The organism is Fibrobacter sp. UWT2, from assembly GCF_900142545.1.
In the GTDB taxonomy this organism is placed as follows: Bacteria; Fibrobacterota; Fibrobacteria; order Fibrobacterales; family Fibrobacteraceae; genus Fibrobacter.
In genome coordinates, this window is record NZ_FRBF01000009.1 from 62,075 (window position 1) to 73,015 (window position 10,941).

A 10,941-nucleotide genomic window follows, 5' to 3' on the forward strand; every position below is an offset into this window, starting at 1 on the left:
GGCATGATGCGCAGGCTTTTTTATATATCCTTAATTTCTGGCGCGCTCGCTCTTGCGGGCTGCTCCACGCACCCGTCGCCGCAACAGACGATGGTCGATGACCGTTACATGGTCTACAAGGAAATGGAAAAGGCTTACCGCACGGCGGAAGAAGAATACCTGAACCTGCTCTTTAACATCGAGCGTATGCCTGAAGAAGAAGAGTTGTGGATCATGAAGCGTGACAAGATGCTTGAGTTAATGCAACTCAAGGAACTTATGCTGAATGCCCGCAACGAACTGGACCAGGCTATGCAGGAGTGGGAACGCCATATGCTGGACCTGCAGGCCGAACAGAAGAAGGCGCAGGTCAAACAGTATAATCCGAATTTCACTGGACGTGACGCGGAACGCACTAGTCCCGGACAGCTTTTGCCCGGCGAAGTCAAGCCTAAACAAAAATACGGCGAACTTTAGTTACTGCCAACTATTCTGGAACCCCATTCCAATAGAGAACTTGATGCGGGTGGGGGCGATGCTTTCGGGGATGCCCGGAACATCGATAGGTGTAAGCTTCCTACCGCCTTCGAGGTTTTCGTCTTCGCCGATGCGGTTCAGACCGCGGGCGAACGTAAGCGAAATGTCAAACGGAGTGCCGTAGAAGATGCGGTTGCTCATACGGAAGGATAGACCTACAGAACGGTCCCAGAAGTTGTGGTCGGTCAGCTTGTCGGTATCGATCCACTTGTTGTTCCAGGCGGCGCCAATCTGGGCAAACCCGTCGATGTAGAAACCGCGTGTCTCAAAAATCCATAAGCTCTTGCGCCAATCGTCATAGACCGGGAACAAGTAGTGAAGTTCTGCGATAGCAGTTTTGGTGCCTGCCAGCGTGTAACTTTCGGAGTTGCGCAGGTAGGGGTAGCCTTCGAGGAATATGGGGTCGTAGTAGTAAGAATCGAGGGTGTCCTGGTCTGCGTCGGTGGACCATTTGAAGATGCCTGCGATTTTTCCGCCGGCCGCTAGGCGGGCGCCGGTAAGCGGGCTTTGGATGCTTCCGTAAAGGTTGATACCGAATTCGTTGATGTGGAAGTTGCGGTACTTGGGCGTGATTTTGCCGTTAGAGTTGACGGTAAAGCTTTCGGCGAAAGTGCCGGGGCGGTACAAGTCGGAATTGGAGGTCTGCAAGTAGAGTCGCATTCCGTTGCCTTGACCGTTGATTTCGGAGCCTTCGGCATGGTCCCCGTAGAGGCCGAGGGCGATGAGCAGGCTTAAGCGTTTTTGATAAGTCCAGTCGAAGTTGTCTTCGTACAGGTTGAAGTTTGCCCAGTCGTAACCCAAGGCCACTTGCAGTGTGTCGATGCTCTTGAAGACGCTGTAACCTACGCCTGCCATAATGGCCTGCATGGGAATAGCGTAGTGGGTAATGCCGAGGCTATCGCCACCATGAGCGGCAACGTCTTCGTAGCGCAAAGTATCCTTGCTGGTGTAGTTGGCGTAGGTGTAGCTAAGGGAAAGGTCCAGAGGTGTGCTCTTGTTTTCCCATGCCACGAAGAATTCTTTTTCTTGTTCGGGGTTGAGGCCGTCGGTGTTGATGTAGTCGAAGCCTGCGCCTAGTTCTAGCAAGAATCCGATTTGAATGGTGTTCTTTTTAAGCGGATCCGAAAGGATGGCGGCAAGACCTGCCTTGGCCTTGACCTTTCCATCGCCGAAGACGGTGAGGTCGGGGGCATTTTCGCTGAAGACGACCATGGGAACGAACAGGGGAACGAAGGGGATGGGTTTGTAATCCTTTTCGATGCCCGCCAGTTCGATGTCGGTCAGTTCAATGGGCTTTACGATACGTTCGGGAAGCTTGCCCTGCAGGGTAATGGCTGCAGGGGCGGGCTTTTGCGCAATGGTGCGGGTGGTGTCGCTGACCTTAATGATGGAGTCGCGGAGTGTGACTGCGGGAACCTTGGCGCAGGAATCAGTGGCGGTAGAGTTCTCGCAATTCCATGTGGTGTCGGCAACCTGAATGATGCTGTCTCGCTCGCTGACGGTGACTGTGGTGTCGTCGATCATGGGAACGGTGGTGTAGGCTATTTTGTAGAGCGAGAAACCGTCCTTGTCGTATTCCGTAAAGTAGAGCGTGTCTCCGGCGAGAACCGGAGTGAAGGCGCCGCCGATAACGTTTGTAAGTGGTGTCTCGGCGCCGGAGGTCAAGTCTTTTTCAATCAGGTTGAAAATCCCGTTACGGTTACTAGCGAAGACAATCTTGTTGTTGTCCAGCCAGTTGACGTCTCGTTCGTCGAAACCTTTTGTGCTGACAATCTTGAAGTTCTTGCCGTCGCTATCAATGACGGCGATGCCGCGAGTCTCGTTATCGAAGAAACCGAATGCAATGCGCTTGCCGTCGGGGCTGAATTTCGGACTGTATATATTGTAGTAGTCGAATTTGGCGTCAGGTACGAAAATGTCGACGGGATCTTCGGAAGTGTAGTCGGTGAAATCCTTGGGGTATGGAACCTTGGCCAGCTTGAATCGGGTACTGTAAGGTTCGCGCATGGCGAAGATAATGGTCGTTCCCTGGGCGTCAATGGCAGGGTAAACGGCGTCGGCGAGGTAAGTGACGTAAAGTTCGTGCTTGTTGGTGTCGCTGACGGCGATGTCGAAATGGGCGTGCCCGTCCTTGTCGCGGTTCTGGTAGCTGACGTAGGCAAGAATGGGACCTTGGACACTATCCTGATGGACGTCGATACCCTTGTCCATCCATCCCTTCTTGATTTTAAAGCCGTGCTTAGCGTAGTCGCCAATGTCGATGAGGTCGGATTCGTTCTCGATTTCAATTTCGCCGATTTCTACGCCGTCGATATTGTTGCTGGAGTCCTTGGCGCTGGAGTCCGCCTTGTCGGCGCTGGGGAGTTTCATTTTAAAGAGTCCGCCGTCGAACCAGAGTCCGCCGAAGTTTGAAACGCCGTAAAGTTCCGTGCCGGCGACAACGGGGAAGTCTTGCCAGAAAGAACCTTCGGTGAGCTTGATGCCCTCAATGAGATGGCCGACGCTGTCGCGTTGGGCGCGGTAATGTTTGGTGATTTCCGCTTTCCAGTTGTCGTAAAGTTCCTGTTCGCTAATGCCCAGGACCTTCTTGATTGCTCCGTCCAGAGTGAGGCGGTGGTATTTGGACATTTCATGCCAAATCTTGGGCATGGCGTCTTCGCCATAGGTCGCACTAATATAGCGTACCAGCGAAAAACCCTGGGTGTAAGGGCCTAGTTCTGCGAACAGGGAATTGTCCGAGAAGTCGTGCATGTAGGGGAGCGTAAGCAGGCTGTCGTTCAAGGCTGCCACGCGAAGCAACATGTCGCGGTGGGTGTCCCAGGCGTCAAAACCCATACGGCTGGATTCGTACTGAGCGGTACCTTCGGCGAGCCAAAGCGGCTGCAAAGTAAAAGGAATCAGGGTGGCAAAATCTTGCGTGGTACGTTCGTTATAGTAGTCGGTATAGCTGACCTGCAGACCGTAAATGCTCGGCTTGAACTTGCTTGCGTTTTCGATACTGACCAAGTGACTGAATTCGTGAGTCACCACGTCCGAAAGCCAACCATGGCTGCTGCGAATTTTAAAGTCCCAGTTGGTGAGCCAAAGGTTGATGGAGTTCTCGCTAGGGATTGCATTGCCGTTGCTGTAGAGGGCGTTGTTGAGAGTCGCGTTCACTCGGCCAGGCAGATCGTGGTGGTAACGGTTGACTACGGAATCATAAACCGCTTCGGCGTAAGCAGAAACTTTGGAGGCGTGCGAACTATATTCGGCGGGATAGATGAAGTTGAAATGGTCGGTGCTTGCGGCTTTCCAACGGATGTCGCTGTTGTTGCCGTAAAAGCCTACGGCGAAGGTAGAAACACTTGCCGATAAGACCGTTGCCGTTAAAACCGATAAAAAGCTCGAAATAGACGCGCGCATAGTAAAGTACAATATACAAAAATGCCAGGGTACAAAAAGTCTCCCTATTCAAGTAGAATAGGGAGACCCCAAGGAGTTGATGTTTAAGCTTATTTATTATTCTGCAACGCCGAGGCCAAGGGCCTTGTCGATGCCATCGATGAGCTTGGTGCCCTTGAGTTCACCTTCGAACAGCGAGAAGTTGCCGGTGTAACCCCAGTGCGTCCAAGGAATCTGGAGGGTGTCGCAGATTTCGCGCATGGCGGTCAGGTAGTTCAAACGGTCTTCGGCGGTAGACTTGAGGTTCAAAGCGCCGAATTCGTTGATGATCACCGGAACATTGTTGGTGGCGGCCCACTTTTTGGCCTTCAGGATTTCAGCCATGATGGCTTCCTTGCTGCCGGTCTTGTAGTAGTTCTTGATGGCCGCTTTCACGTAAGACTGAGTGCTCTTGGTAACACCGAAGTCGCCGGAAACCGTGGACCACTTGGCCGGATCGTAGGGGAACGGAATTCCCTTGATGGTGGCGTAGTCCGTCCAGGAACCGCCTTGGTGCGTAAAGGCGAACGGTTCGTAGGTGTGAATCACGTAAACGATGTTGTCGTCGGTGAACGGGGTGCGTTTGATGAGCAGTGCAATGGAATACCACTGTGCGTCACCGAAGAGAATCGTGTGCTTCTTGTCGACCGTGCGGATAGAGTCGATCATGGCCTGTGCTGCAATGGTCCATGTTGCGGCGGGCACCTTGCCGTTAGACATATCGGGCTCGTTCAGCAGTTCGAAGAACAGGTCTTCGCGAGTATTTTCGGCGTAGTGGGCGGCCACATGCTTCCAGGTTTCTGCCATCATCTGGATGTACTTGTTGTTCTTGGCGCTAGTAGCGTTGTAGCTGTTATCGTATTCGTGGTAGTCAATCACGAACGACATGTTGTGCTTGCCGGTCCATTCTACGAAGGAATCGAGAACGGTAAAGAGCGTGCTGTCGTCAAAGGCGAGTTCGACGGTTCCCGTGGTGTCCTTGACAAATGCGTCGCGGTTGGTGGCGTACAGGTCAAGGTCAATCGGCAAACGAAGACTCTTGATTCCGTTGTCGGCCAAAAGCTTGATGTCGGTTTCGTCAAAGACGAATTCTTTGAACTTGCCGTCGGCATTTTCAAGCCAGTTCGTGAAGTTGATACCCTTGTTCAGGTACTTCATGGCCTTTTCTTGCAGCGGGTTCGTGACCGTGATTTCGGCTTCGGTGAATTCGACCGTCGGAATCACCGGGTCCTTGATTTCCATATCGGGCTTGTCTGCTTCAACTTCAGAAGTGTCTTGCAGATAAACGTTGTCTATGAACAGCGAGTCCGTAATGATTTTGCCCTTGGTTCCCTTGGCTTGGAAACTAATGGCCTTGATGTTCTTGGCATCGAATGCAACTTCTTTGCCCCAGCCGCCCTGAACGAGGTCCTTGAAGCGGATGACAGCCTGTGTCCAGGTGCGAGATGCCCTGACCTTGGCCAAATGAACGTCATAGTCCTTGACGTCATTAACTTCGATGTGGACTTCGTGTGCACCACCCATATACCAATAGGTAATGCCGCCAAAGCGTCCGTTTTCGTCGTCAACGGCGACCTGGATGCCCCAGCCTACATACGGATCGTATTCGTAATCGCCTTGATCGAGAGTGTAATTTACTTGCAATGCGTAGCTGGAACCGTTGTTGACTGCACCGGCGATGATGTCTCCGTCTTCGTTTACGGGAGTCGTGATGACAGAGGCTCCGTCGTTGTCGACGTCACTGTAAGTGTACCAGTAATCGTCCAGAGCGCTCGAATGGTTGTCGCCGTCTTCAAAGTCGTCAACCAGGAGACCCTTGCCTGCGGCGGGTGTGATATTGCCCTGCTCGGGGGTGGGTTCTGTGGTGGGCACGGTAGAATCGGTGGGCACTACAGTGGTGTCGTTGGGGGTGACGACAGAATCTGCAGGCGTTGTGCTAGGATCGTTTCTCGGAGTGGTTGTGTTGGTAGAATCCGTTGGTGTAACTTCAGGATCGGTGATGGTAGTCTTGTCGGAAGAATTGTCGCTACAGGCGCTCATGAAGAGGAGTGCTGCGGCAGAAAGTGCTAGGCTGGTCTTGGTTTTGAAGTTCATCTTGACCTCGTTTGTTTGAAACCTTGGGTTGTCCCAATTCCCTTTTACCCTTAATCTATTATTAAAAGGGCGTAATGAGTTTAGTAAATTGGCCTGTTTTTGCGCAGGTGTATCGGGTGTGTCGTGCCTTGTTTTGGCTTTTTTTGCTATTTTTTCTCATAAATGCGCTTTTTTTCTGAAAATTACCATAAATCCATTAGCTTTGTCCGCAAGGAAAAGCCTATAGATTTGTGCTGGGAATCACAGAAAATGGTTGATAGGCGCTATGCCGGATGCAACCGCATTGATTTGCAGAAAGGGGAAGTCCCCTCTTACGGATACGTTTCTGGCGATAACCTGAAGCCGGTGGGCGTTTACGTTGTCATGCGTGGGCGAAAGATTCCCGATGGCGTGTATGTGTACGATGCTGCCGGCAAAAGCAATACTCCCGATGCAATGGGGCAACTGGTGCGTATTGGCGGCAAGGACGAAATGAAGAAAATCGTGGCCGCCTTCCCGGACAAGGATTTTGCCGAAGAAGCTCCGATGCTCTACATTTTTACGGGACTTTTAGAACGTGCCGTTTGGCGCTTTAGAGAATCTGCTTATGCGCAGGTGATGCAAGATGTGGGCGCCTGTGCGGGCAGCGTCTTGTTGCATTCAAGGTTCAAGGGGGCTAAGGTTTTTGCCTTGAGCGGATTTGTCGATGACCAAATTGCAATCGCTTTGAATTTGCCTTCTACAGAGATTCCCCTGGCAGCTCTTGCGGTGTTCCCGGAATATTGCGAATTGGCATTTGATTCGGTTGACGGTGGTGTAGGCGAAACCGCTTATTCAAACCGTAGCGAAATGGATGCTTCTGCCGGCGACTTGACGGAATTGCAGGCGGCAGACAATGTAGTTGCTTATGATCCAGCTCGCTATCCGTCGCTATTCATGCGCCAGAACCGCGTGGAAAATATCACGGATCTTTTGAAGTGCATTCGCATTCGTAGGCTTTCGACGCAGGCTTATCCGGGCGATGAATTCCCGCTGACGCCCGCAAAGTTCGATGCTGCCCATTACTTGGACAAAATTTCGGATATTGAGACTCCCTTGAACAATCATTTGCCCTTTAAGAAGGCGGGGCTGGACTTGGATGATTTCTCCAGTATGCTTCGCTGGCTTGAAGTGGGACAAATCAATTTGTTCGGTGCGGGACTTCTAAAAATCTGGATAGTCTCTTTCGACGTGATGTTTGTCTACCCGGGCGTGTATCGTTACGTGCCTGTGCGTAAGTCTATTTACATGCAGTCGGGCATGCTGAATGTCAAGAAGTTTGCCAAGTGCCATTTGGCTCCCGAAACGGCTGAGAATACGGCCTATGCGGTGATTCTGACGGCGGACTTGAATGAATCCTGCAACTTGTTAGGCGAACGTGCTTACCGTTATATGAACTTGAATGCAGGCTATTTTGCGCAGTCCATGACGTTGTCGGCAACATTGCTTCGCAGAACCGTGCGTAGTGAAAGGTTCTTCTATCAAGACGAATTGAAAGAATTGTGCGAAATCCCCGAAAACGAAAGTATCGTGGCTGAAATTTTAGTGGGAAAGGCCTAGCAATTTAGGCAATCAAGTTTAAAATAATGGGTGCGACGATTGCAGTGAACAATCCTGCAATTCCAATGGAGAGGCTGCTCATGGCGCCTTGAACTTCGCCCATTTCCATAGCCCTGGTTGTGCCGAGCGCATGGCTTGCGGTACCGATAGCGATTCCTTGGGCCACCTTGTGCTTGATACGGCAGAATCTGCAGACGGCAGGGGCGGCTACGGCTCCGGTGATTCCCGTAATGGTGATGGCGATAATAGTGACCGAGGGGATGCCTCCGATTTGTGCCGATACGACGGAACCCATGGGAATCGTGATGGACTTTGGCAAAAGTGAAAGCATCAGGGTTTCGCTAAGGCCAATCAACTTGCTGATTACAATGACGCAGGCGAGCGAGGTGAGGCTCCCCGCAAAAATTCCGGCGAGAATCGGTTTCCAGAATTGCGTGAGCTTGGAAATCTGTCGGTAGAGGGGAACTGCAAGCACCACGGTGGCGGGCGAAAGCATGACAGAGATGTAGTCGCCACCTACGTTGTAGCTTTCGAGGCTAATACCCGTGAGAAGCAGGAATCCTACGATTAAGATGTTTGCAATCAGGAGCGGGTTCAAGAAGGAATACTTGAACTTTTTGCTGATGGTGACTCCGATTTCAAAGGCGACCAGCGTGAGCAAAATTCCGAAGAGGGGCGAGTTGATAATGGCGTTCATTTTTCGCCCCCGTTTGTTTCGTTATGAGTAGCTCTTTTGGCGAGGCGTTCTGCACGCAATGCCAAATTTTCGCGGTATTCCTGCTTGCGGATGAACAGTTGCGTAACGCGGCCGCCAACAGCGATGGTGACGAGCGTGAAGGCGATGCACAAAAACAGGAGCAGGGGCCATTTCGAAAGGACTTCGTCACCGACAGCCATAATGGCGATGCTCGGCGGTAAAAAGAAGAGCGCCAGGTGATTCAGGAAAAAACTGGAAACGCCCGAAATTTGCTCTGGCTTGATAACTTTTGTACAAAGTAACGCCAGGAGAAGGACCATGCCGATAATATTCCCCGGAAGGGGAACGCCTACGATGCGGTGGAGGAACTCCCCGGCGACGCAAATGGCGAAAATGACGGCAAGTTGGAGCGGTATTCTCATTTCGGGCGTAAATGTAGAAAAGTATATTCTATATTTCATATTATGAAAATCGTATTTATGGGAACGCCGGAATTCGCGGCTTGTTTTTTGAAGCATCTCAAGGAATCGGACTTTGCTGACGTGGTGGCTGTGGTGACTCAGCCCGACAGGCCAGCAGGGCGCGGGCGCGTGTTAACGCCGCCGCCAGTGAAACAACTGGCGCTCGAATACGGGCTCCCCGTACTCCAGCCGACTGATTTGAAGGCGCCCGAATTCGAGAGCGCCCTGCGTGCTTTCGACGCAGACCTCTTTGTGGTCGTTGCCTATTCGATATTGCCGAAGAATATTTTGGCGGTTGCAAAGCATGGCGCGGTGAATGTACACGGTAGCTTGTTGCCGAAGTACCGCGGGGCAGCCCCTGTGCAGCGTGCGATTGCCGATGGTCTGCCCGAAACGGGCGTGACCGTTTTCCGCCTAGATGAAAAGATGGACCACGGCCCGATTCTTGCCCAGAAGACGGTGGTGATTGACCATCAGGATACGACGGCAAGCCTCCTGGAAAAGATGGTGGCTCCTGGCTGCGAAGCGCTGGACGATGCCATTCACCAGTTGCTCGAAGGCCGCGAAAAGGACTTGACGCAGGATCATGCGCAGGCCAGTGGCGCTCCGAAACTGAAAAAAGAAGAAGGCTTGATCGATTTCAATTTGCCCGCAAAGGTGATTCATGACCGCATTCGCGCCTTCAATCCGTGGCCGGGTGGCTATGGAAAGCTGGGTGGCCGTATGGTTTACTTGCGCAAGACGGACACTCCGGAGAATGGTCCGAAACTGGCCCCGGGCGCGGTGGAATTCAAGGATAACCGGTTCTACGTGGGCACGGGCGAAGGCGTTCTTGAAGTGATTGAAATTCAGGCCGAAGGCAAGAAGCCGATGCCGGTGGCTGACTTTATGCGCGGAATCCAGAAGCGTGAAGGACTTTGCTTTTGCTAGATGAATCGCTGAAAGAGAGAATGGATGCGTTCCGCGTTCTTGTGCTTTGGCAGAAGGACGGTAGCTTTATCAAGGAAAGCGGACTTTCGCCTTTCGCGATGGAACTTGCCTTGGGCGTATGCCGTAGGCATTTGTACCTGCAATACTTTTTAAAGACCCTCGTAAAGAAAATGCCTTCGCTTGAAGTAGCGACGGTGCTTGAGATGGGAATTTTCCAGATGTTCTTTATGGAAATCCCGGACCATGCCGCCGTTTCGACAAGCGTGGAACTTGCGAAGGCGGCGAACCTTCAAGAAGGTTCCGCGCGGCTGGTGAATGCCGTGCTGCATGCCGCGCGCAGGTCCGGGCTGCCGGCGCTCCCACCTCAAAAGGTGCGGCGCGTGTCCATCGAGAATTCGGTGCCCGAATGGCTGGTGCGCAGGTGGTTCGATATTTATGGCGGTACACGCGCCGAAGCGCTCGCCAAGGCGACGCTCACGCGCCCCGCAGAATGGATTCGCGTGAATATGCAAAAGACATCTGCCCCGGTGCTGGCCCAAAAGCTTGGAATCACGGGAGCAAGCATTCTTTACGACCGCTACATTCAAGTGCCTGCCGACGTAAAACTCAAACCGATTCTGGAATCGGAATCTTTTGCGAAGGGCGAATTCAGCATGCAGAATCCCTCGGCTTACGAAGTCGTGAAGCTTCTGGACTTGAAGTCTGGCCTTAAGGTTTGGGATGCATGCGCGGCTCCCGGCGGCAAGGCTGCCCTTATGGCCGAGATGGATTCTTCGCTTGAGATTTTGGCGAGCGATGTTTCTGAAAGTCGTGTGCTCAAGATGCAGGATGTGGTGGACCGCCTGGGACTCACGAACGTTCGCGTTGAATGTGTTGACGCTCTCTCGTCTCGTGCATCAAACCGCTTCGATCGAATTCTCCTCGACGTGCCCTGCAGCAACATGGGCGTGATTGCGCGCCGTCCGGAATCGGTTTACCGCATCACGCCGGAATCGGTCAAGGAACTGGCCGAGCTGCAGTACCGTTTGTTGGAATCCGCTTCGCAGGCTCTTACGGCTGGCGGAATTGTCGTTTATGCAACTTGCAGTCCTGATCCTGAAGAAACCACCAAGGTCATTAACCGTTTTGTCAAGGAACACCCCGAATTTGAAAAGGCGGGTGAGCCTGTGTATCCGGGATTAGACGATTCTCGTTTTGATGGATTTTTTGCCCAAGCCTTGCGTTTTAAACAAGCTTGAGAATAAA

8 protein-coding genes are annotated in these 10,941 nt (G+C 52.3%); 4 read left to right on the forward strand and 4 right to left on the reverse strand.

Annotation, left to right across the window (positions count from 1 at the left end):
* Positions 1–3 precede the first annotated feature (3 nt).
* Entirely contained in the window at positions 4–456 is a 453-nt protein-coding gene (locus BUA40_RS08055; RefSeq protein WP_072800134.1) for a hypothetical protein, read from the forward strand.
* Here BUA40_RS08055 and BUA40_RS08060 read toward each other — a convergent pair whose 3' ends face one another.
* The gene (locus tag BUA40_RS08060; RefSeq protein ID WP_072800135.1) at positions 457–3,918 is read right to left on the reverse strand and encodes a PD40 domain-containing protein; all 3,462 of its coding nucleotides are present in this window, start codon (positions 3,916–3,918) and stop codon (positions 457–459) included.
* A gap of 96 nt (positions 3,919–4,014) precedes the next feature.
* Complete coding sequence (locus tag BUA40_RS08065; RefSeq protein ID WP_072800136.1) at positions 4,015–6,030, reverse strand: cellulase family glycosylhydrolase; 2,016 nt, start codon at positions 6,028–6,030, stop codon at positions 4,015–4,017.
* A gap of 162 nt (positions 6,031–6,192) precedes the next feature.
* On the opposite strand from BUA40_RS08065, the gene BUA40_RS08070 reads away from it, so the two are divergent.
* On the forward strand, positions 6,193–7,608 hold the full coding sequence (locus BUA40_RS08070) for a nitroreductase family protein (protein WP_072800137.1): 1,416 nt from the start codon (positions 6,193–6,195) through the stop codon (positions 7,606–7,608).
* 4 nt (positions 7,609–7,612) lie between these two features.
* On the opposite strand, the gene BUA40_RS08075 is transcribed toward BUA40_RS08070, so the two are convergent.
* Positions 7,613–8,305 (reverse strand): LrgB family protein, encoded by a 693-nt coding sequence (locus BUA40_RS08075; protein ID WP_072800138.1) that lies wholly within the window; start codon positions 8,303–8,305, stop codon positions 7,613–7,615.
* Positions 8,302–8,727 carry a CidA/LrgA family protein gene (locus BUA40_RS08080; RefSeq protein ID WP_072800139.1) on the reverse strand — a complete coding sequence of 142 codons (426 nt, stop codon included), beginning with the start codon at positions 8,725–8,727 and terminating at the stop codon, positions 8,302–8,304. The genes BUA40_RS08075 and BUA40_RS08080 overlap by 4 nt, the downstream gene beginning before the upstream one ends.
* A 42-nt stretch (positions 8,728–8,769) precedes the next feature.
* On the opposite strand from BUA40_RS08080, the gene fmt reads away from it, so the two are divergent.
* Both fmt and BUA40_RS08090 read left to right on the forward strand, forming a co-directional pair.
* Entirely contained in the window at positions 8,770–9,696 is a 927-nt protein-coding gene (gene fmt / locus BUA40_RS08085; protein ID WP_072800140.1) for a methionyl-tRNA formyltransferase, read from the forward strand.
* Complete coding sequence (locus BUA40_RS08090) at positions 9,690–10,934, forward strand: transcription antitermination factor NusB (protein WP_255369247.1); 1,245 nt, start codon at positions 9,690–9,692, stop codon at positions 10,932–10,934. Before fmt ends, BUA40_RS08090 begins: the two co-directional genes overlap by 7 nt.
* Positions 10,935–10,941: the final 7 nt, after the last annotated feature.